Annotated in this window: 11 protein-coding genes; 6 read left to right on the forward strand and 5 right to left on the reverse strand. The window is 72.1% G+C overall.

Annotated features, from left to right (window positions below; all coding sequences use genetic code 11):
- The 4 genes from BCF44_RS49890 to BCF44_RS49905 all read right to left on the reverse strand — a co-directional run.
- A partial coding sequence (locus BCF44_RS49890) for a type I polyketide synthase (RefSeq protein ID WP_116181629.1) occupies positions 1–11513 on the reverse strand: 11513 nt, incomplete at its 3' end.
- Between the two features lie 35 nt (positions 11514–11548).
- A complete protein-coding gene (locus BCF44_RS49895; protein WP_116181688.1) occupies positions 11549–12571 on the reverse strand; it encodes an alpha/beta hydrolase in 1023 nt (340 codons plus the stop codon).
- Complete coding sequence (locus tag BCF44_RS58865; protein WP_116181630.1) at positions 12568–13353, reverse strand: 2-oxo acid dehydrogenase subunit E2; 786 nt, start codon at positions 13351–13353, stop codon at positions 12568–12570. The genes BCF44_RS49895 and BCF44_RS58865 overlap by 4 nt, the downstream gene beginning before the upstream one ends.
- Positions 13354–13360: 7 nt before the next feature.
- A complete protein-coding gene (locus BCF44_RS49905; RefSeq protein ID WP_116181689.1) occupies positions 13361–14398 on the reverse strand; it encodes a 3-oxoacyl-ACP synthase III family protein in 1038 nt (345 codons plus the stop codon).
- Positions 14399–14551: 153 nt separating this feature from the next.
- Here BCF44_RS49905 and BCF44_RS49910 point away from each other — a divergent pair, with 153 nt between their 5' ends.
- The 3 genes from BCF44_RS49910 to BCF44_RS49920 are packed head-to-tail and all read left to right on the forward strand — an operon-like array spanning position 14552 to position 17987.
- Positions 14552–16204 (forward strand): ABC transporter substrate-binding protein, encoded by a 1653-nt coding sequence (locus tag BCF44_RS49910; RefSeq protein WP_116181631.1) that lies wholly within the window; start codon positions 14552–14554, stop codon positions 16202–16204.
- Entirely contained in the window at positions 16204–17130 is a 927-nt protein-coding gene (locus BCF44_RS49915) for an ABC transporter permease (RefSeq protein WP_116181632.1), read from the forward strand. Before BCF44_RS49910 ends, BCF44_RS49915 begins: the two co-directional genes overlap by 1 nt.
- Positions 17127–17987 (forward strand): ABC transporter permease, encoded by an 861-nt coding sequence (locus tag BCF44_RS49920; RefSeq protein ID WP_116181633.1) that lies wholly within the window; start codon positions 17127–17129, stop codon positions 17985–17987. Before BCF44_RS49915 ends, BCF44_RS49920 begins: the two co-directional genes overlap by 4 nt.
- 22 nt (positions 17988–18009) lie before the next feature.
- Here the strand turns inward: BCF44_RS49920 and BCF44_RS49925 are convergent, their stop codons facing one another.
- The gene (locus BCF44_RS49925) at positions 18010–19020 is read right to left on the reverse strand and encodes an MsnO8 family LLM class oxidoreductase (RefSeq protein ID WP_116181634.1); all 1011 of its coding nucleotides are present in this window, start codon (positions 19018–19020) and stop codon (positions 18010–18012) included.
- 229 nt (positions 19021–19249) lie between these two features.
- On the opposite strand from BCF44_RS49925, the gene BCF44_RS49930 reads away from it, so the two are divergent.
- Genes BCF44_RS49930 through BCF44_RS49940 form a run of 3 tightly spaced genes read left to right on the forward strand, consistent with a single transcriptional unit; the run spans position 19250 to position 23098 of the window.
- Positions 19250–20470 carry a cytochrome P450 gene (locus BCF44_RS49930; RefSeq protein ID WP_116181635.1) on the forward strand — a complete coding sequence of 407 codons (1221 nt, stop codon included), beginning with the start codon at positions 19250–19252 and terminating at the stop codon, positions 20468–20470.
- A 45-nt stretch (positions 20471–20515) separates the two neighbouring features.
- Positions 20516–21709 carry an LLM class flavin-dependent oxidoreductase gene (locus tag BCF44_RS49935; protein ID WP_379801800.1) on the forward strand — a complete coding sequence of 398 codons (1194 nt, stop codon included), beginning with the start codon at positions 20516–20518 and terminating at the stop codon, positions 21707–21709.
- 30 nt (positions 21710–21739) lie between these two features.
- On the forward strand, positions 21740–23098 hold the full coding sequence (locus BCF44_RS49940; RefSeq protein WP_116181636.1) for an NtaA/DmoA family FMN-dependent monooxygenase: 1359 nt from the start codon (positions 21740–21742) through the stop codon (positions 23096–23098).
- Positions 23099–23129 lie beyond the last annotated feature (31 nt).

The following is a 23129-nucleotide window of genomic DNA, read 5'->3' on the forward strand; positions in this document are numbered from 1 at the left end:
TGGTGGATGTTGTGGTGGGTGATGAGGTGGTGGGCGATGAGTTGGCCGAGTTGGCCGGTGCCGCCGGTGATGAGGACGGTCTTGTCCGGATCGAGAGGTGACGGTCGGTTGGTGGCGGAGAGTCGGGTGAGGCGGGGTTCGACGATGGTGTCGGATTCGGTGATGAGCAGGAACTGGTCGGGGTGTTCGGATTGGGCGGTGCGGACGAGTCCGTGGATGGGGGCGTGGTCGAGGGTGTCGTCGGCGACGATGGCGAGTCGGTGATCGCTGGGGTGGTCGTGGCTGAGCCAGTCCTGGATGACGTCGAGGGTCTCGTGGACGTCGGTGGCGTGGTGACGGACGAGGTGCAGACCGGGATCGGGAGTGACGGTGACCCAGTCGACGCCGTACAGCGGCAGCGCGGGCCGCTTCGACATCGGGCGCAGCGCAAGGGAATCCACCGTCGCGACCGGCCGACCGTTCTGGTCGGCGATGGCCAGCGCGACCGCGTCCGTGCCGGTTGCCGCCAGGCGGACACGCAGCGCGGTGGCGCCGGCTCGGTGGTTGCGGAAACCGGTCCAGGAGAACGGGAGCACGAGTCGGTCACCGGCCAGCGGATGCAGCGCCGAGTCCAGCAAGGCCGGATGGATCGCGAACAGCTCGGCCGAACTCCGTAGCTCCGTCGGCAGTTCGACCTCGGCGAAGAGGTCTGCCCCACGTTGCCAGAGCCGACGCAGGCCCTGGAAGGCCGGCCCGTAGCCGTAGCCCTGTTCGGCCAGCGCGGCGTAGTCGACGGTGAGTTCGTCGGCGTCGCGCGGTGGCCATTCGGTCAGCTCGACGCCCTCGCCGGTCGCCGTGCTCAGGATGCCGGTGGCGTGCCTGGTCCACTCCGCCGGTTCGGTGTCCCCGGGCGCCGAGTGGATGGCGATCGTCCGACGGCCGGCGTCGTCCGGCTCGCCTACGGTCACCTGGAGGCGGAGTGCGCCCTGTTCCGGAAGGGCGACCGGAGTGAGCACGGTCAGCTCGTCCACCGTCGGGGCGGCGGCGCGAACACCGGCCTGCACCGCCATCTCCAGCAACGCCGTCGCAGGCAACACCACGGCGCCGGCGACGGCGTGGTCGGCCAGCCACGGCTGGCCGGACCGGGACAGTTCGGCGGTGAGCACCAGGCTGTTGGTCTCGGCCAGTTCGACCTCGGCCCCCAGCAGCGGATGGCGTGCGGCCGAGACGCCGAGTCCGCTTGCGGTGCCGCCCGGCGCGTCCAGCCAGTAGCGGCGGTGCTGGAATGCATAGTTGGGCAGCGGAATCCGTTGTGCGCCGGGAAAAACCCGCGACCAGTCGAGCTCCGCCCCGCGCAGGTGTCCGTGCGCGATCGCGACGGCCAGGGTTTCGGCAGCCGGCTTGCCCGGACGGAGGATGCTGGTCGCCGCGTCCGGTGCGTCGGTGAGTGCGGCGAGCGTGGCATCGGGGCCCAGCTCGAGGTAGCTGGTGACGCCGAGGTCGGCCAGTGCGCGCAGGCCGGCGTGAAAGCGCACCGGTGCCGCGATGTGCTCGGCCCAGTAGGCGGGGCTGGTCAGCTGTTCCTCGGTCGCCAGCACGCCGGTGAGGTTCGAGATGACCGGGATGGTCGGGTGGTGGTAGGTGATCTCGTTGGCGACGGTGTGGAATTCGGGGAGGGCCGAGGCCATGTGCGGGGAGTGGAAGGCGTGGCTGACCCGAAGGCGCTTGGCACGTCGTCCGCGTGCCTGCCAGCCGCCGGCTATCCGCTCGGCCTCGTCGGCGTCGCCCGAGATGACCACTGCTTCCGCACCGTTGACGGCGGCGAGTGTGACGGTGTCGGTGAGGGTGGACAGGATCTCGGTTTCGCTGGCTTGGATGGCGATCATGGCGCCGTCGGTGCGGGCGGCTTGCATGAGTCGGCCGCGGGCGGCGACGAGTGTGGCGGCGTCGGCGAGGTCGAACACGCCGGCGACGTGCGCCGCCGCGAGCTCGCCGATGGAGTGGCCGGTGAGATAGTCGGCGGCGAGGCCGAACGAGCGGACGAGGTGGTAGAGCGCGACTTCGAGGGCGAACAGGGCGGGCTGGGTGTACTCGGTGCGGTGAATGAGGTTGTCGGGGTTGGTGAAGATGACGTCGCGGAGCGGACGGTCGAGGTGGGAGTCGAAGGCGGCGCAGATCTCGTCGAGGGCGGTCGCGAAGACCGGTTCGGTGCTGTAGAGGTCGTGGCCCATGCCGGGGCGCTGGCTGCCCTGGCCGGTGAACAGGAACGCGGCCTTTCCGGTGCGGTCGCCGCGGATCACCTGATCGCCGACGAGCACCGCCCGGTCGGGCAACGCAGGTCGCGTCGCGAGCGTGTAGCCGACGTCGGCCCGGTCCGAGTCCGGATTCGCGGCGAGAAAAGCCCGCAACTGCTCCACCTGGGCGTCCAACGCCGCCGCGCCCCGCGCCGACAGCACCAGCGGCAGCACCGTTCGATCGCCGCGTTCCGAGGTGATCTGCCGTTGCCCGGTCGGTTCCTCGATGATGACGTGCGCGTTGGTGCCGCTGATGCCGAACGAGGAGATGCCGGCGCGTCGTGGCCGGTCGCTCGCCGGCCATTCGACCGGTTCGGTGAGCAGTGTGACCGCGCCGGCCGACCAGTCGACGTGCGGGGACGGCTCGTCCGCGTGCAACGTGCGCGGCAGGGTGGAGTGCCGCATCGCCTCGATCATCTTGATCACGCCGCCGACCCCGGCCGCCGCTTGGGCGTGGCCGATGTTCGACTTGAGCGACCCCAGCCACAGCGGTTGCTCGCGGTCCTGGCCATAGGTGGCGAGCAGCGCCTGGGCCTCGATCGGGTCGCCGAGCGTGGTGCCGGTGCCGTGCGCCTCCACCGCGTCCACATCGGACGGACGAAGCCCCGCCGCCGCGAGTGCGGCGCGGATGACGCGCTCCTGGGACGGTCCGTTCGGCGCGGTCAGGCCGTTGCTGGCGCCGTCGGAGTTGACCGCCGTGCCACGCACGACCGCCAGCACGTGGTGCCCGTTGCGGCGGGCGTCGCTGAGGCGTTCGACCAGCAGCAGGCCGACTCCCTCGCTCCAACCGGTGCCGTTGGCCGACGCGGCGAAGGACCGGCAGCGGCCGTCCGGGGACAGCCCGCGCTGCCGGCTGAACTCGATGAACGTGCTCGGGCTGGACATCACCGTGACGCCACCGGCCAGCGCGAGGTCGCATTCGCCGTTGCGCAGCGCCTGCGCGGCCAGGTGCAGGGCGACCAGCGAGGACGAACACGCGGTGTCCACGGTCACGGCCGGCCCGGTGAAGCCGTAGGTGTACGCGAGCCGACCGGAGACCACGCTGGAGGTGTTGCCGGTCAGCAGATAGCCCTCCACCTCCCGGGGTGCCTGGCCGAGCCGCGCGGCGTAGTCGTCGTACATCACGCCGCTGAACACGGCGGTGTCGCTGCCGCGCAGGGTCGCCGGATCGATGCCGGCGTTCTCGAACACCTCCCACGCGGTTTCCAGCAGCAGCCGCTGCTGGGGGTCGGCCGCGGTCGCCTCGCGCGGGGAGATACCGAAGAACTCCCGGTCGAACTGGTCGGCGTCGTGCAGGAAACCGCCGTGGCGGCTGTAGGTGGTGCCGATGTGGTCGGGGTCCGGATCGTAGAGCGTGCTCAGCGGCCAACCCCGGTTGGTCGGGAACTCGCTGATCGCGTCGGCCCCGTCGGCGACCAGCCGCCACAGGTCCTCGGGCGACCGCACGCCACCCGGGTAGCGGCAGGCCATGCCGACGATCACGATCGGGTCGTCGGTGACCGCGCGGATGGCCGGGCGGACCGGCTCGGCCCGGACCGGTTCGGCGAGTCGACCGAGCAGGAACTCGGCCAGGGCACCGGGGGAGGGGTGGTCGAAGACGGCGGTCGCGGGGATCGACAGGCCGGTCACGGACGCGAGCCGGTTGCGCAGCTCGACCCCGGCGAGCGAGTCGAAGCCCTGTTCCTTGAATGCGCGGTCGGGATCGAGCGCGGCCGAATCGGTGTGCCCGAGCACGGTCGCCGCCGCGCCGCGCACGGCGTCCAACAGCGCCGCCCGCTGCTCATCGACCGGTCGGTCGGCCAATGCCGCCAGCCAGGAGTTGCCGGCGTTCCGCGTCGCGGTGCGCCGCCGGGTGGCGGCTCGGGTGATCTTGGCCGGGACCAGCAGCGGCCGGTCGGTGCGCAGCGCGGCGTCGAACAGCGCGAGACCGTCGCTTGTGGACAGCGGGGCGACGCCGTTGCGGGCCCAGCGGGCCACGTCCGCGTCCGCGAGCGAGTCACCCATGCCGTGCTGCCACAGGCCCCAGGCCAGGGACAGCGCCGGCAGCCCGAGGGCGCGCCGGTGGTGGGCCAACGCGTCCAGGTAGGTGTTGCCGGCCGCGTAGTTCGCCTGGCCGGCATTGCCGATGATGCCGGATATCGAGGAGAACAGGACGAACGCCGACAGGGTGAGGTCGCGGGTGAGCTCGTGCAGATGCCAGGCCGGGTCGATCTTCGAGCGCAGCACGTCGTCGAGCCGCTCGGGCGTGAGCGCGCTGACGGTCGCGTCGGCCAACACACCGGCCAGGTGGAACACCGCGGTCAACGGGTGCTCGGCCGGGATGCCCGCCAGGACGTCCGCGAGCGCCGCACGATCCGTCGTGTCGCAAGCGATCACCGTGACGTCGGCGTCGATCTGTTCGGGGACGGGCCCGCCGGTGCGACTCAGCAGGAGCAGATGCCGCGCGCCGTGGCGGGTCGCGAGGTGCCGGGCGAACAGCCGGCCGAGCCCGCCGGTGCCACCGGTGATCAACACGGTGCCGCTCGGGTCGATCCGGAGCACAGGGTCGACCGCCTCATCGGGCTCCGCCGCGGTCAGCCTCGGCACGTGCAGATCGCGCCCGCGCACCGCCACCTGAGTCTCGCCGCTGGCCAATGCGGCGGTCAGCAACGGTGACTCGGGGTCGTCGAGGTCGACCAGGACGAACTGATCGGGATGTTCGGTCTGGGCGGTGCGCAGCAGGCCCCAGACCGACGCCGCCGCCAGCCCGGTCACCTGATCGTCCGGCAGCACGCCCACGGCGTTCGTAGTCACCACGGCCTGTCGGACACCGGTCGCCCGCTCCTCGGCCAGCCAGGTCCGCGCCAGGTCCAGCGCCCAGGCCGCGGCCGCGCGTGGCGCCAGGTCCGACGGCACGTGCACAACCCGGAAGCCTTCGGGTGACGGGGATTCCGGTACCGGGGCGGTCGGCCAGGACAGTTGACGCAGTCCGTCCGGGCCGGTGGGGCGGGCCGGTCGGAGCGTCAGCGAGTCGATGGCGGCGACCGGTGCGCCGCTCTGATCGGCAATGGTCAGCGCGGCGGTGTCCGAACCGGTGCGGGTGATCCGGACGCGAAGCGCGGTCGCGCCCGGGGCGTGGACGGCGGCGCCGGTCAGCGTGAACGGCAGCAGCAGGCGGTCGGCCGCGGCATGTACGAACGGGTGTAGGGCGGCGTCCAACAGCGCCGGATGCACACCGAAACCGCGCGGCTCGTGCGGCAGCGCGATGTCGGCGAACAGGTCGTCGCCGGCCTGCCAGCAGGCACGCACGCCCCGGAAGGCGGGGCCGTAGCCGTAGCCGATGTCGGAGAGTCGTTCGTAGACGTCGGCGACCTCGACGGGTTCGGCGTCGGCCGGCGGCCACGTGAACAGCGGTTCCCCCGTGCTCGGCGTCTCGGCGAGCAGGCCGATGGCGTTCTTTGTCCATTGTGGATCGTCGGCGTCGGTGGCCGAGTGAATGCCCAGCGGCCGGCGGCCGGTCGGGTCGGGCGGTCCGACGGTGACCTGCAGCCGCAGCCGGCCCTGTGCCGGCACGACCAGCGGGGTGGCCAGGGTCAGCTCGTCGATCCCCGGCAGACCGACCCACTGACCGGCCTTGACGGCGAGATCCAGCAGCGCGGTGGCCGGGACCAGCGCCTGGCCGTCGATGACGTGATCGAGCAGCCACGGGTGTTCGTCGGCGGAGATCCGGCCGGCGAGCAGGAACTCGTCGCGATCGGCCAGGCTGGTCGCGGTGTCCAGGAACGGATGGTCGAGGTTGGACTCGGTGGCGGGCGCGGTGAGCCAGAACCGGTCGCGCCGGAACGGGTACGTCGGCAGGTCCACCAGCCGGCCGGCCGGGCACAACGCGGGCCAGTCCGGCTCGCTGGTGCGGGCGACCGCGGCCAGCAGCGTCGCCTGCTCCGGCTTGCCCCGGCGCAGCACCGAGGCCGCGGTGATCGGCTGCTCGGCCAGGATCTCGCGGGTGAGCGAGGTCAGGGTGGCATCCGGGCCCAGTTCGAGGAAGTGGGTCGCGCCGGCCTCGTGCAGGGCGCGCACCGCCTCGCCGAACCGGACCGGTGCGGTGATGTGGGTGGTCCAGTACTCGGGATCGACCAGGTCGGCCGCCGGCGTGGTGAGCGGGATGGTCGGGTGGCGGTAGGTGATCTCGTTGGCGACGGTGCGGAATTCGGGGAGGGCCGAGGCCATGTGCGGGGAGTGGAAGGCGTGGCTGACCCGCAGCCGCTTGGTGTTCCGCCCGCGTGCCTGCCACACCGCCGCGATCGCCTCGGCCTCGTCGGCGTCGCCCGCGATGACCACGGAGTGAGGTCCGTTGACGGCGGCGAGTGTGACGGTGTCGGTGAGGGTGGGCACGGTCTCGGTTTCGCTGGCCTGGATGGCGATCATGGCGCCGTCGGTGCGGGCGGCTTGCATGAGTCGGCCGCGGGCGGCGACGAGTGTGGCCGCGTCGGCGAGGTCGAACACGCCGGCGACGTGCGCCGCCGCGAGCTCGCCGATCGAGTGGCCGGTCAGGTGGTGCGGCGTGGCGCCGAACGAGCGGACGAGGTGGTAGAGCGCGACTTCGAGGGCGAACAGGGCGGGCTGGGTGTACTCGGTGCGGTGGAGCAGGTTGTCGGGGTTGGTGAAGATGACGTCGCGGAGCGGACGGTCGAGGTAGGGGGCGAAGGCGGCGCAGATCTCGTCGAGGGCGGTCGCGAAGACCGGTTCGGTGCTGTAGAGGTCGTGGCCCATGCCGGGGCGCTGGCTGCCCTGGCCGGTGAACAGGAACGCGGTCCGCCCGGCCGCCGGGCTGACGTCCGGTTCGGCCAGCGCGGCCAGCAGGTCCTCCCGGCCGTCGCCGACCGCGATCGCGCGGTGGCCGAAACCGGTGCGGCGAGCCAGCGTGTAGCCGACGTCGCGGAGATCGAGATCCGGGCGCGCGGCGAGGTGCGAACGCACCCGAGCCAACTGCTCGCGCACGCCGGCTTCGTCCCGGGCGGAGACGGCCAACAGGACCGGCCGGGCCGCCGCGGCCGGCTGCGCGCTCGGCGCCGGGGCTTCCTCGATGATCACGTGCGCGTTGGTGCCGCTGATGCCGAACGAGGAGACCGCGGCCCGGCGGACACGATCACCCGCCGGCCATTCGACCGGTTCGGTGAGCAGCGCGACCGCGCCCGTCGACCAGTCGACGTGCGGGGACGGCTCGTCCGCGTGCAATGTGCGCGGCAGGGTGGAGTGCCGCATCGCCTCGATCATCTTGATCACGCCGCCGACCCCGGCCGCGGCCTGGGTGTGGCCGATGTTCGACTTGAGCGATCCCAGCCGCAGCGGCCGATCCCGGTCCTGGCCGTAGGTGGCGAGGATGGCTTCGGCTTCGATCGGGTCACCGAGCGCCGTGCCGGTGCCGTGCGCCTCGACGACGTCCACATCGGACGGTTCGAGTCCGGCGTTGGCCAAGGCCTGCCGGATGACCCGTTGTTGCGCCGGGCCGCTCGGGGCGGTCAGGCCGTTGCTGGCGCCGTCGGAGTTGATCGCCGAACCGCGCAGTACCGCCAGGATACGGTGGTTGTTGCGGCGCGCGTCGGACCGGCGTTCCAGCACGAGCACGCCGGCCCCCTCGGCCCAGCCGGTGCCGTCGGCACCCGCGCCGAACGCCTTGCAGCGACCGTCCGGGGACAGCCCGCGCTGCCGGCTGAACTCGAGGAACATGCCCGGGGTGGCCATCACGGTCGCACCGCCGGCCAGGGCCAGCGCGCATTCGCCCGAACGCAGCGCCTGCGCGGCCAGGTGCAGGGCGACCAGCGAGGAGGAACACGCGGTGTCGACCGTAACCGCCGGACCCGACAGGCCGAGCGCGTAGGCCACCCGACCCGACGCGACGCTGGCCGAACCGCCGGTGAGCAGGTACCCCTCGGCCCCGTCCGCGCGCTGGTGCAGCCGCGGGCCGTAGTCCTGCGCCATCACCCCGGCGAACACCCCGGTCGAACTCTCGCGCAGGGCGGTCGGATCGATGCCGGCCCGCTCCAACGCCTCCCAGGACGTTTCCAGCAGCAGTCGCTGCTGCGGGTCCATGGCCACGGCCTCGCGCGGGCCGATGCCGAAGAACGCGGCGTCGAACTGGTCCGCGTCGTACAGAAAACCGCCGCGACGGGTGTAGGACTTGCCGGGCCGGCCCGGCTCGGGGTCGTACAGGCCGGCCAGGTCCCAGCCACGCCCGGCGGGGAAGTCGCCGATCGCGTCGACGCCATCGGCGACCTGCCGCCACAGGTCTTCCGGCGACCGCACGCCGCCCGGATAGCGGCAGGCCATGCCGACGATCACGATCGGGTCGTCATCGGCCGCGTGCGCGGTCGTGACGATTTCCGTTGCGGCGTCCGACAGTTCGGTCGCGAGGTGCGCCGCGAGCGCGCCGGGGGTGGGATGGTTGTAGGTAACGCTCACCGGCAGCGCGAGGCCGGTTGCCCCGGCGAGCCGATCCCGGAACTCGACCGCGGTGCGGGAGTCGAACCCCAGATCCTTGAAGGTACGCCGAGGATCCACCGCGTCCGCGGTGACGTGGCCCTGCACGATCGCGACCGTGGTGCGGACCAGTTCGAGCAGGTCGGTCTCGCTGCCGCCGGTGGTGGCCGGGGACTTGCGGACCGGGGCGGGTTGCGCGGGCAGCACGACGCCGTCGAGCCAGTGGCGCTCGCGTTGGAACGGGTAGGTCGGCAGCGCGACGACCTGGGCCTCGCCGAACAGCGGCCGCCAGTTCAGCGCGACGCCGTCGGCGTACAGCGTCGCGAGCGCCGAGAGCAGGGCGTTCGACTCGGGATGGTTGTGGCGCAGCGCCGGGACCAGCACCGCGTCGGGAGCCACGGCGCGCGCCAGGCCGGTGAGCACAGCGTCCGGGCCGAGTTCCAGATAGCGGCCGACGCCCTGCTCGGCGAGCGCGGCGAGACCGTCGCCGAACCGCACGGCCGCCCGGACGTGGTCCACCCAGTACCGCGGGGATGCGATGTGCTCGGCCGCGACCGGCCGGCCGGTCACATTGGAGACGATGGGAATCCGCGGCGGCGCATAGGAGAGCCCGCCGGCGATCGCGGCGAACTCGGCCAGCATCGGCTCCATCAGTGCCGAATGGAACGCGTGGCTGACGGTCAGTCTCCGGGTGCGCCGGCCGCGTGCGGCGAATTCCTCGGCGATGGCCAGCACCGCGTCCTCGACACCGGAGATCACCGTCGCGGTCGGCCCGTTGATCGCGGCGATGTCGACCAACGGGGTCAGGCCGGCGACCACCTCGTCCTCGGTGGCCTCCAGCGCGACCATCGCGCCGCCGGTCGGCAGCGCCTGCATCAGCTCGCCGCGCGCGGCGACCAGCGTCGCCGCGTCGGGCAGGTCGAGCACGCCGGCCACGTGCGCCGCGGCGAGTTCGCCGACGGAGTGGCCGATGAGGTGGTCCGGACGGATGCCGAAGGCGCTGACCAGGCGGTACAGCGCCACTTCGAGGGCGAACAGCGCCGGCTGGGTGTAGGCGGTCCGGTCGATGGCGGTGGCGTCGCCGAACATCACCTCGCGCAGCGGCCGGTCCAGGTGCGGATCGACGGCGGCGCAGATCTCGTCCAGCGCGGTCGCGAACACCGGGAAGTCGCGGTACAGCTCGGCGCCCATGCCGAGCCGTTGACTGCCCTGGCCGGAGAACAACACCGCCAGCGGGGCGGCGCTCGACACGCTGCCGGTCACCACGTTGACCGCTGGCTTGCCGGCGGCGAGCGCGGCCAGGCCGGCGCGGAACTCGGCCGGGTCCGTGCCGAACACCACGGCCCGATCCTCGAACTCGCTGCGGGTGCCGGCCAGCGAGAGGCCGACGTCGGCGGGTGACACGGCATCGTCGGCGAGGGGCAGCAGTCGGGCCGCGGCGGCCCGTACGGCCCCCGTGCGCCGGGCGGACAGGACCCACGGCAGCGGGCCACCGGTCGTCCGCGGCCGTGCGGGCGGCCGGGCCGGGCCTTCGGTCAGGACCAGGTGGCAGTTGGTGCCCCCCATGCCGAACGAGCTGACGCCGGCGACCAGCCGGTCGTCCCGCCACGCCGCGTGCTCGGTCTGCACCCGCAGGTTCAGCTCCGTGAGCGGGATGTCCGGGTTGGGGGTCTCGTAGTTCAGGCTGGGCGGGAGCTCGCGGTGGGCGATGCTCAGCGCCACCTTGATCAGGCCGACGATGCCGGCCGCGCCCTCCAGGTGACCGACGTTGGTCTTGGCCGACCCGACCGGCAGCGGGACCGCGCGGTGCCGGCCGATGGCCGCACCGAGCGCGGCCGCCTCGATCGGGTCGCCGACCCGGGTGCCGGTGCCATGCAGCTCGACGTAGCCGACCTCGGCCGGGGCGATGCCGGCCCGCCGGTGGGCGGCGGTGATCAGCGCGGCCTGCGCCCGCGCGCTCGGCACCGTGAGGCCGTCGGTGGCACCGTCGCTGTTCACCGCGTTGCCGCGGATCACGGCGTAGATCGGATCGTCGTCGGCCACGGCGTCGGCCAGCGGCTTGAGCACGACCAGGCCGCCGCCCTCGCCCCGCACGTAGCCGTTGGCCCTGGCGTCGAACACGTAGCAGCGGCCGTCCGGGGACAGCGCGCCGAACCGGGCGGCGCCGATCGTGCCCTCGGCCAGGAGGTTCAGGTTCACCCCGCCGGCGATCGCCAGCTCGGACTCGCCGGTGCGCAGGCTCTCCACCGCGGTGTGCACCGCGACCAGCGCCGAGGACTGCGCCGAGTCCACGGTGACGCTGGGACCGTGCAGGTCGAGGGTGTAGGACACGCGGTTGGCGATGACACCGCGATTGAGCCCGGTGAGGGAGTGCTGGGTGATCGCGTCGTCGCCGTAGGAATGCAGGAGCGCGGCGTAGTCGTCCCAGATCGTGCCGACGAACACGCCCGTTCGGCTGCCGCGCAACCGGGCCGGCACGATCCGCGCGTCCTCGACCGCTTCCCAGGCCAGCTCCAGCACGAGCCGCTGCTGCGGGTCCATGTGCGCCGCCTCGCGCGGCGAGATGCCGAAGAAGCCGGCGTCGAACTCGTCGACCTGGTCGAGGAATCCGCCCCGGGAGATGCCGACGTCGGCCAGCGACGCGCCGTTCCAGCGGTCGGCCGGGATCTCGGTCACGGCGTCCGTGCCGGCACGCAGCAGCCGCCAGAACTCGACGGGATCGCCGGCTCGCGGCAGCCGGCAGGACAGGCCGATGATCGCTACGGCGTCGGGCTCGATCGTCATCGCGGGGTTGTGCCTCCTCGTGCGAAGCGGACGACTCAGGAACCTGCGGCGGCACGCAGCTCGACCAGCGACTGGACCATCCAGTTCCGGGTCGCCGCGGCGTGCGCCGGCGCGCCGTGCACGTCGTCGTGCTCCAGCACCCGCAGATCGCGGATGTGCTTGCGCAGCAGGGAAAGATCGGTGGCCGGGACGATCTCGTCGCGGCTGGACGCGACGTAGCGCACCGGTACGTCCACTTGGGACAGGTGGGCGTCGGACAGGGCGAGGGCGGGCAACACCGCGCCGAGACGCTCGCGCGGCACGCCGGTCAGCTGGGCCAGCGTGTCCACGGTGACCGCAGGCAGATCGCGCTGCCAGGACTGGTCGGTGAACAGGTCACGGACCGGCGCACCGGCCGTCACGATGCCGCGTATCCGGTCGTCATCGACGGCGGCGCGCAGCGCCAGGTGGCCGCTGAAGCTGATCGCCATCAGGTACGTCCGCTCGACGTCGGCCCGGTCGGCGACCGCGTCCAGGATGGCCGGCAGCATCCGCCAGCTGTGTTCGGTGTAGCGCAACGTGTTCTCGCCGACGCCGGGCATCTCGGTCACGACACCGGCCAGGCCGAGGTCGCGGGCGGCCAGCAGCACCGGCGCCCACTGCTCCTTGAGGCTGACGATGCCGCCCAGGATCAGCAGCAGCGGCCTCGGGTCCGTTGTGGACAGTCCGGCGGTCCAGGCGCCGACTCGGCCGCCGAGGATCTTCCAGTCGGCCCGTTCGATGCCGGGCACCGAACGCCGCCACTCGTCGAGCGCGTCGACGCAGTCGGTGAGCGCGGCGGCTCGATCCTGGCCGTCCACGAACGGGAAGCGGGCGAAGCCGTAGTACTGGCTGGCCGCCAGCGGCTCGCCGGCCTCGAGCAGCGCGTCGGCCGCCCGGCTCCACTCGAGCGTCCACGAGCCGGGGCCGACGCCGTCGTGCTCGATCGCGGCGAACAACGCGCGGTACCGCTCGGCCGGGATGCCGAGGGACTCCGCGTGCGTGGCGACGTAGCGCTTCAGTTCCTCGACGTCGTTCACCGCCACGCCCCGTTCGCCGTGGCGGCGACCTCGGCCGCCGCGAACTCCTCGAGCCCCTGCTTGATCTCGGCCAGCACGTCCGCGGCTTCCGCGCCGTCGATCACGCGGTGGTCGAAGGCCAGGCTGAGCCGCAGCACCGGCGCGATCACGATCGCGCCGTCGCGCACCACCGGCCGCTCGGCGACCCGGCCGAGGCCCAGGGTGATCGTGGTGCCGCCGACCGAGTGGAACGAGTCGACCGGGCGGTGGCCGAGCGAGGTCACCGAGAAAGTTCCCCAGATCGACGAACGGCGCGCCAGCGGCCGAACCACCTTGCGGAACGCGCGGAACGCCCCGCGCCAGCGCAGACCGTGCAGCGTGCGCACGCCGGCGAACTCCGGCGCGGTGTCCGGGTCGACGTCGCGCAGCCGGGTCACCAGGGCCTGGATCTCGTCCAGCCCGGTGGTGTGCAGGTCACGCAGCACGACGGAGAGCACGACACGCTGGCCGGACATGGTCTTGTCCAGGGTCAGCTTGCCGTGCGCGCCGGGATACCGGGCGATCTTGGGCCGGACGCCGTCCAGGATGGCGGCGTTCGCCTCGGGATGCCGTACCAGCACCCGGGCCGCGGTGTGCAGCACGAACGTGACCGGCGAGATCCGGCGGGCGGCGCGGATCTCGTTGATCCGGCTGAAATCCACCTCGGTGTCCAGGAACACCGGCGCGAACTCGCGAGTCTGCCGCAGGAAGTAGAGGGTGTGCCGGCGCTGCGGCGCGACGGTGCTGATGATCGGGTCGCCCATCGGCGCCTCACACCCTTTCCAAGGCGAACCCCGCCTTGATCCACTTGCTCGACTCCACCGCGATGCCGAGCACCCGGTCGCCGTCGACCAGTCGCGGCAGCACCCGCGCCAACTGCTGGAAGGGCAGCGCGTTGGCGTTGTTGCCGGTCTCGGCGACGACGCTGATCTCCTGCGCGCCCGGCACGTCGAGCCGGGTCGTGATCCGGTCGGTCATCCGGCCGGACAGCTGCGGCGGCAGCAGGTAGTCCACGTCCGTCGCGGTCCAGCCCAGTTCGTCCAGCAGCTCCTTGAGGATCTCCTCGGCCATCGCCGGCACGGACTCCTCGATCGCCTTGTAGTCCTCGCGCGACCCGGTGCGACCCGGCTCGTGGTCGGCCGGGCCGAACCACTCCAGGACCTGGCCGGGCGCCCGGTCCTTGCCGGTCAACCGGGTCAGCACCGTGCGCAGCACGGTGGTCTCCGCGCCGTCATCGACCGGTGCGCAGGACAGCACCGCCGCACCGGCCCCGTCGCCGAACAGGGCGACGTTCACCAGCTCCGCCGGCGGCAGCGAACGCAGGTCCATGTCGAGGTCGTAGTGTTTGGCGATCACGTCGCCGCCCAGCACCAGCGCGGTGCGATAGCCGCCGGCCGCCATCAGCCGCCGGGCTACGTCCAACGCCTGGAACGCGCCGGCGCAACCGGACTGGAGCTGGAAGGTGGGCACGCCGTCGATGCCGAGCCGGTCGGCGATCACGTTGACCGTGGCCGGCATCAGGTTGTCCGGGGTGGCCGTGCCCAGCACCACGAGGTCGACGTCCGCGCCGGTCAGCCCGGCCTCGGCCAGGGCCCCGCGACCGGCGGTCGTGCCGAGGTCGGCGAGGGAGTAGCGCACCTCGCCGCTGTCCAGGTCGACCGCGAGATGGCGGGTGCGGGTGCCGACGAACGCGTCCACCCACTGCACCCACAGCTGATCCATACCGAACCGGCGGGCCAGTTCGGCGTTGCCGACCGGCGGTCCGGGCAGGGCGGTGCCGACCGAAAGCAGGCGGATTGACGAATCCATGTCGTCCAGCATCGACACACCGGCTAAAGCGGCCCTTGCGCCCGACTTCGCCAGTCCCACTCCTTGCGCACTAAGCGATTTCGCTGATGTGGCCCCGGCGTGCCGTCGGTACGGTGCCCGGTGAATTCAACCGGTCCGGAATGGGGTGCGGATATGCACACTCGCAGGCGATTCCTGTCGCTGTCGGCCGGCACGATCGCGGCCGTCGCGAGCGGCGCCGGGCTGACCGCGTGCAGCGCGGCGCAGGGCAGCCCGGGCGACATCGACGCCGGGCCACCGCAGTCCGGCGGCACGATCACGTTGGCCGAGCCGACCTCGCCGATCGGCTGGGATCCGCACGTCGGCACCGAGGACCTGCTCGGCCTGATCCTGCGCCCGGTGTTCGACTCGCTGGTGGCGGCGAGGACCGACGGCACGTTCGCGCCCTGGCTGGCCACGTCGTGGACGATCTCGCCGGACGGCCTGAACTACACCTTCACGCTGCGCAAGGACGTCACGTTCACCGACGGGACACCGTTCGACGCCGCCGCCGTGCGGGCGAACTTCGACCACGTGGTCGCGCCGGGCACGGCCTCCCGGTACGCGAAGTCGCTGCTCGGTCCGTACGTCGGCACCACCGTGCTGGACCAGAGCACGGTGCGGATCACGCTGAGCCGGCCCTATTCGCAGTTCCTGCAGGCCGTCAGCTCGACCTATCTCGGTTTCCACTCGCCGAAGGCGTTGCGCGAGCATCCCCACGACCTCGGCTCCGGCGGCCGGTACACGGTGACCACCGGCGCGTTCACCTTCGCCTCGGTCACCCAGGGGCAGCAGGCGGTGTTCAAGCGCCGGCCGGACTACAAGTGGGGGCCGGGCTCGGCCAAGCACACCGGACCGGCCTATTTGGACGGTTTCACCGTGATGTTCGTGCTGGACGACCAGACCAGGGTCGGCGCGGCGACGGCCGGCCAGGTCGACATCGCCGACCAGGTGCCGGCCAGCCAGCTGCCGGTGGTGCGCAACATGGGCAGCGTGCGCCTGATCAGCCGGGACAGCCCCGGCGCGCCGTACTCCTACTACATGAACACCGGCAAGCCGCTGTTCTCGGACGTCAACGCGCGCAAGGTGATGCTGCACGGCGTGGACGTCGATGGCATCACCAAGGGGCTGTTCCAGGGCCAGTACCAGCCGGCGTCGTCCGTGCTCAGCCCGTCCACCCGGGATTTCGCCGACCTGGCCGACCAACTCGGCTACCACCCCGACCGGGCGGAATCCCTGCTGGCCGCGCTCGGCTACACCGACACCGACGGCGCCGGCTACCGGACCAGGAACGGGCAGCGCTTCGCCGTGCGGATGCCCTTCGCCACCGCGAACACCACCGACGAGCGGCGCGCGTTCAACACGGCCGTCCAGGACGGGCTCAAGCAGATCGGCGTGGACCTGGTGCTCACCGAGCTCGACGCGCCGACCTACATCAACCGGGCCCGGGCCGGCGACTACGACCTCTCGGCGCTCGCCTGGGGCGGCTCGGACGGCGCCGTGCTCTGGAACCTGTTCTATTCCAAGAACCTGGTGCCGGTCGGCGGGGCCAACGTGGCCTGGGTGGCCGACCAGACCCTGGACGCGCTGCTCACCGGCGCCGAGAACACCACCGATCAGGACAAGCAGCGACAGTTCTACCGACAGGCGCAGGCGCGGGTGATCGACCAGGCCTATGTGCGGCCGGCCTACGTGGCCAAGCGCGGTCTCGCCGTGCGGCCCGAGGTGCACGGGTTCAGTTTCGACGCGGCCGGCTGGCCGTTCATCTACGACATCTGGCGCGGCTGATGCGGGCCGGCCGCCGGCTGCTGGCCGGACTGCTGGTGCTGTGGGGCGCGGCCACACTCACCTTCCTGGCCCTGCACCTGATTCCGGGCGATCAGGTGGACGCCATCCTCGGCCCCAGCCTGAGCGTGACCCCGCAACTGCGCGCGCAGATCACCGCCGAGTACGGCCTGGACCATCCGTTGGTCGTGCAGTACCTCGACTATCTCGGCCGGCTGCTGCGTGGCGACCTCGGTCAGTCCTACCAACGCGACATGCCGGTGGGCAGGCTGTTGGCCGAACAGATCGGGCCGACCGTGCAGCTGGCCCTGTCGGCCGCGCTCGCCGCCTTCGTGGTGGCGATCCTCGCCGTGCTGGTCACGGCCGGCAGCGGCCGGTTCGGTCGGTGGCTGGCGTCGGTGATCGAGCTGCTCGCCGTGTCGGTGCCGAACTTCTGGCTCGGCCTGATCCTGCTCACCGTCTTCTCGTTCCGGTTCCCGATCTTCCCGGCGGTCGGCGCGGCCGGGCCGCTCGGCCTCGTCCTGCCGACCGCCACCCTGGCCCTGCCGTTGGGCGGGGTGCTGGCGCAGGTGATCCGGCAGGAGCTCGAACTGGCCGACGGCCGGCCGTTCGCGATCAGCGTGCGGGCCAGGGGCGCGAGCGAGGTCCATCTCACGCTGCGGCACACCCTGCGGCACGCCGTCACGCCGGTGGTCACGTTGTCCGCGTGGGTGATCGGTTCGCTGATCGGCGGCACCGTGTTGGTGGAGAACATCTTCGTACGCCCCGGCATCGGCCGAACGCTGGTCGGCGCGGTGGTGTCCCGGGACACTCCGGTGGTGACCGCGATCGTGCTGCTGTCCGCGGTCGCCTTCGTGGTCGTCAACACCGTGGTGGACCTGCTCTACCCGATCATCGATCCCCGACTGCGCGCGGAGAGCCGAACATGAGCGTCGAACTGGCCCTGTCGGATGCGGTGTCGGACGAGGCGCCGGCCCGGGTCGACGGACGGTCCCGACGGATCGGCGCGTGGCTCGGCGCCACGCTGTTGGTCCTGGTGCTGGCCGTTCTCGTGTTCCCCGAATGGTTCTCGAGCGGACGGCCGAACGCCACCGACGTGCGGCACGCCTTCACCCCACCGTCGCTCGGACATCTGTTCGGCACCGACGAACTCGGCCGGGACGTGTACACCAGGGTGGTCTACGGCGCCGGCATCTCGCTGGGCATCGGCGTGCTCGCGGTGGGCATCGGGGTGGTCGGCGGCGTGCTGCTCGGCTTGCTTTCCGGGTTGGGGCGAGGGTGGGTCGACACGGTGGCGATGCGCGTGGTCGACGTCCTGCTGGCCGTTCCCGAGTTGCTGCTCGCGCTGCTGGTGGTGGCGATCATCGGACGCGGCTCGCTGAACGTCGCGCTGGCCATCGGCGTGGCGGCCGTTCCGCACTTCGCCCGGCTGGTGCGTGGCCAGGCGCTGTCCGTGCTGCGATCGGAGTACGTGGAGGCCGCCAAGATCCTGGGCGTGCCGCCGGTGCGCTACCTGGGGCGGCACGTGCTGCCGAACGTGGGCGGGCCGCTGGTGGTGATGGCGTCCATCGGCACCGGCTCGGCGATCACGGCCGCGGCCGGGTTGAGCGTGCTCGGGCTCGGGCCGCCCGCGCCGTCCCCGGAATGGGGCGCGATGCTGTCCGAGGGACAGGCCTATCTGGGCACCGCGTGGTGGATTGCGGTGTTTCCCGGGCTGGCCGTGGTCGTCGTCGTGCTGTCGGTGACCCTGCTCGGTCGCGGCGTGCAGGCGCGGCGGCTGCGCTGAGCGCGCGCCGCCGCGCGCCGGGCTACGCGGCGACCGGTGCGGTCAGCCCGACGACGGCCGCCAGCCGGCGGCAGGACGCGATGCGGTCGTTCGGGTCGTAGGTATTGCTGACCACCATCACCTCGTCCGCGCCGGCCGCGTCCGCGAGTTCGGCGAGTCGGGTGCGGACCAGCTCCGGGCCGCCGGCGAGGTCAGAGCGCAGGTCCAGCGGATCCGCGATCCGCCGCTCCGCCGCGCTGTACCGGTGCGCCAGCGCCTGCTCGGCCGGCCGCAGCGGCTGCGGGTCGCCGGCCAGCTGCTGCACGTTGGCCAGGCGTTCCGAGGCCGCGATCGCCTCGCCGTGCGCGTCGTCCTCGCCGACCCAGACCCGCAGCACCAGGATGGCGTGCGGCCGGTCGCCCTCGAACGCGGCGCGGTAACGGCGCAGCGCGGCCACCGCGAGCGCGGGATCGCGGAAGCCGGCCGACAGCGCGTAGGGCAGGCCGAGCCGGGCCGCGGCCTCGGCCGACGACGTGCTCGCACCCAACAGCACCACCGGGGGCAGGGCCACGTCGTCCGGCATCACCCGGATCTCGGCGGGCGCGCCGGCCGGAAACGGGCCCAGGCCGGCGAAGGCCAGCACCAGCGCCAGTTGCCGGTCGAACGAGTCCCTGGTCTCCGGCTCCCGCCGCAGCGCGGCCGCGGTCACGTCGTTGTTGGCGCCGGTCGCCCGGCCGATGCCGAGGTCGATCCGGCCCGGGAACAGCGCCTCCAGCGTGCGGAACTGCTCGACCACGTGCAGCGGCGCGTGATTGGGCAGCATGATGCCGCCCGCGCCGACGCGGAGCCGTTCGGTGACCGACGCCAGCCGGCCGATCAGGATCTCCGGCGCGGCGATGGCCCGGCTGGCCGTGCCGTGGTGTTCGGCCACCCACATTCGGGCGTACCCGAGCCGGTCCAACGCCTTGGCCAACGTGAGCGAATCGCACAGCGCCTGCCGGGGGCCGATGTCGTGGCGCACCGGCCCCTGATCAAGAACGGAGAAAATCGGCAACGGGACTCCTCGGTCGTTTCTCTGCTGGTGGTTTCTCTGCTGGGGACCGACCGCAGATTAGCGGCGGCGGCTGTCAATCCCGCTGAAGCCGAACTAAAGCTGGGACAACGAAACGATTGGTTCCGGCCCGATCGCGCTTGCCCGGCCCGCAATCCGCTGGCTAGCGTCCTGTGGGCGCAGGTCATGGCGACTGGTCGCAACACATTCCCGAAGGCGCGCGGAGGTCGCATTGTCACCCCAGTCAGCGGCGTCGTCGGCCGAGTTCGCGGACGCGCCGCCGTTTCCGCGGCGGCGGGTCTGTCCGTACGAGCCGCCGGCCGCCTACACCGAACTCAGCGAACGCGGACCGATCAATCCGGTCACGTTGTGGAACGGCCGCCAGGTCTGGGTGGTGACCAGCTACGCACTCGGCCGCGCCCTCCTTTCCGATCCGCGGATGTCGTCGGACCGCAGCCGTGACGAGTACCCCTCGATGGCGCCCAATCTCTCCGCCGAGGCGGCCCGCAAGCTGGTGCTGGTCGGCATGGATCCGCCCGAGCACGACGTGCACCGCCGGCTGCTCTCGCCCTACTTCGGCCTGAAGCAGGCCAGGGCGATGCGCCCGGCCGTGCAGGCGATCGTCGACGAGCTCGTCGACGACATGCTCGCCAAGGGCCCGGTCGCCGATCTGGTCGCCGATTTCGCGCTGTCCATTCCCAGCCGCACGATGTTCGCGTTGATGGGCATTCCCGATGACGAGGCCGAGTTCTTCGAATCGGTCACCTCGGGCATCATGCAGGGCGCCGACGCCGAAGGCGCGCAGCAGGCGGGCGCCCGGTTCGTCGCCTACCTGGACCAGCTGGTCGCGGCGCAGGAACAGGCGCCGGGCAGCGGTCTCATCGGCGAACTGGCCCGCCTGGTGGTTTCCGGCGAGCTCGACCACGCCGAGCTGGTGCAGATCACGATGGTGCTGCTGATCGCCGGGCTGGAGACGACCGCGTCGATGATCCCGGTGGGCGCGTTGGTATTGCTGGACCATCCCGCGCAGCTGCGCGGGCTCCAGGCCGGGACGGTGTCGTTGCCGGTGGCCGTGGAGGAACTGCTGCGGCTGGCCGCGGTGACCGACTTCGCCGCGATCCGCTGGGCCAAGGAGGACATCGAGGTCGACGGGCACCGGATCGCCGCCGGCGAGGGCGTCGTCGTGTCCTCGCCGATGGTGAACCGGGATTCCGCCGTACACGACGACCCGTACGCCTTCCGGATCGACCGGGGCAGCCGCAAGCACATGACCTTCGGCTACGGCATCCACCAGTGCCTTGGCCAGAATCTCGCCCGGCTGCAACTGGAAGTGGCCTACGAGACCCTGTTCCGCCGCATTCCCGGGCTGCGGCTGGCCGTGCCGGCCGAGCGGGTCACGGTCCGGCCGGTCGGCACCATGCAGGGCGTGCGCGAACTGCCCGTCACCTGGTGACGGCCACCCGAATCCCAGCGACAACACAAGGATGTGTGGTGAATCGTGGCTATCCCGGTTCCGCTTCACCTGGCGATCGCGCTCGACGGCGCCGGCTGGCACCCGGCCGCCTGGCGAACCGCGGCGGTGCCGGCCCACGCGTACTTCGGCCTGCGCTACTGGGCCGACCTCGCGGCGGAGGCGGAGGCGGCGCGCATCGACTACGTCAGTTTCGAGGACGAGTTGGCCGTGCAGTCCCCGTTGCCGACCGGCCGGGATGACCGCGTGGATCTGTTCCGGGGCCGGTTCGACGCGGTGCAGCTGGCCGCCGGCCTGACCGCGCGCACCCGGCATCTCGGGTTCGTGCCGGTGGCGACCACCACGCACACCGAGCCGTTCCACGCGTCCACCGCGATCGCGACGCTGGACCACGTGAGCACGGGCCGAGCCGGCTGGCAGGTCCGGGTGTCGCGCAACCCCAGCGAGGCGCGCAACGTCGGCCGCCGCACCATCCCGGAGATCGAGCCGTCCGGCGTCGCCAGCGCGACCAAGACGAGGTTGCGCGCCGAGCTGTACCGGGAGGCCGAGGACTTCGTCGAGGTCTCGCGCCGGCTCTGGGACTCCTGGGAGGACGACGCGGTCATCCGTGACCTGCCGACCGGCCGCTACCTCGACCGGGACCGCCTGCACCACGTCGACTTCACCGGAGCCACGTTCTCGGTGAAGGGACCGTCGGTCGTGCCGAGGCCGCCGCAGGGGCAGCCGCCGGTGGCCGTGCTCGCGCACGAGCACAACGCCTTCGTGCTGGCCGCCCGCTGCGCCGACATCGCCTACGTGACCCCCACCGACGAACACGACGCGGCCCGGCTCGTCGAGGCGATCCGGGCGGTCGAGGCCGAGGTGGGCCGGCGCGAGCCCGGCCTGAAGATCCTCGCCGACCTGGTCGTGTTCGTGGGCGCGGACGCGGCCGACCGCAAGGCGCGGTGGGACGAACTGGCCGGTGCGCCGATGACCAGCGATGCCGCCGTCTTCGTCGGGTCGCCGGTGGAACTGGCCGAGACGGTGCTGCGCTGGCAGGCCGGCGGGATCGACGGCTTCCGGCTGCGACCGGGATCGCACGCGGACGACCTGATCGCGGTCACCCGGGGCCTGGTGCCCGAACTCCAGGCCCGCGGGGCGTTCCGGACCGACTACCGGTCGGCGACCCTGCGCGCGCGGTTCGGCCTGACCCGACCGGAAAACCGTTACGCGGCAGCGTGATCCGAGTTCGAACGTCCGGGGAGTAGCGTTATGTCCACAGTGCAGAAGAAGCCGGGCGACCGGCAGGTGATCCTGGCCGCGGGCTTTCCGCACGGCAGTCCGTGGATCATCTGGAGCGATCCGGCATCCGGTCCGCAGGTCGACATCGCGTCGTTCCAGCACGCGGTGCGCACCGCCGAGGACGGCAAGCTGGATTTCTTCATGCTGGCCGAGGCGCTGCGCCAGCGTGAGCACAAGGGGAAGCTGTTCGACCTGGACATCACCGGCCGGACCCACGGGCTGACCCTGCTCAACGCGCTGGCCGCGGTCACCGAGCACATCGGTCTGGTGGCGACCGTCAGCTCGACCTACAACGAGCCGTACGAACTGGCCAAGCAACTGTCCACTTTGGACCATCTGTCCGACGGTCGAGCCGGTTGGAACATCGTGACCACGTCCGATCCCGCGTCCGGGGTGAACTTCCGCCGTGGCGGCTTCCTGCCGCACGCCGAGCGCTACCGGCGGGCCGGGGAGTTCCTGGCCACCGCGCGCAAGCTCTGGGACAGCTGGCCGATCGAGACCGTGGTGGGGGACGGGCCCGCCGGCCGGTTCGTCGACGATCCCGAGGTGGGCGGCTACCGGCAGGTCGGCGCCCAGTTCGACATCGCGGGCCGGTTCTGCCTGCCGGCCAGTCCGCAGCGGCACCCGGTGCTGGTGCAGGCCGGCGACTCCGCCGACGGCCGGCAGTTCGCCGTCGACAACGTGGACATCATCTTCAGCATGCACGCCGAGCCGAACGCGGGACGCGCCTTCTACGCGGACGTGAAGGCCCGGGCCAGGGCGGCGGGCCGGGACCCGGACTCGATCAAGATCATGCCCGGCACCCAGTTCGTCATCGGCGACTCCCGGCCCGACGCCGAGGAACGCTCGCGCGAGCTGGCGTACCGGCAGATCACGCCGCAGAACGCGATCGCCCGGCTGGAGCAGGTGTGGGGCCGCGACCTGTCCGACCACGACGCCGACGGGCCGGTGCCGCCGGTGCGTGACAACCGAGACGTACCGCACTCGGGCGGCTACGCCCCCGGCGGCCGGCCGCCGTCCGCGCAGGCGCTGGCCTGGTACGAGCGGGCCCAGGCGGAGAAGCTGACCATCAGGGAACTGATCATCGCGGTGACCCTGCGGCACACGTTTCTCGGCACGCCCGGCCAGATCGCCGACCAGATCACCGACGCGGTCCGGACGGAGGCGGCCGACGGCTATGTGCTGGCCGGTCTCACCCAGCCGACCGGCCTGGACGAGTTCGTCAAGTCGGTGGTGCCCGAACTCCAGGACCGCGGGGTGTTCCGCACCGAGTACACGGGGGCGACCTTCCGGGAGAACCTCGGCCTGCCACCGGTCGCGGGCCGCTGAGCGACCGTCGGCGGCCGGACTGCGGCCGGCC

The organism is Kutzneria buriramensis (assembly GCF_003387475.1).
Taxonomy (GTDB): Bacteria; Actinomycetota; Actinomycetes; order Mycobacteriales; family Pseudonocardiaceae; genus Kutzneria; species Kutzneria buriramensis.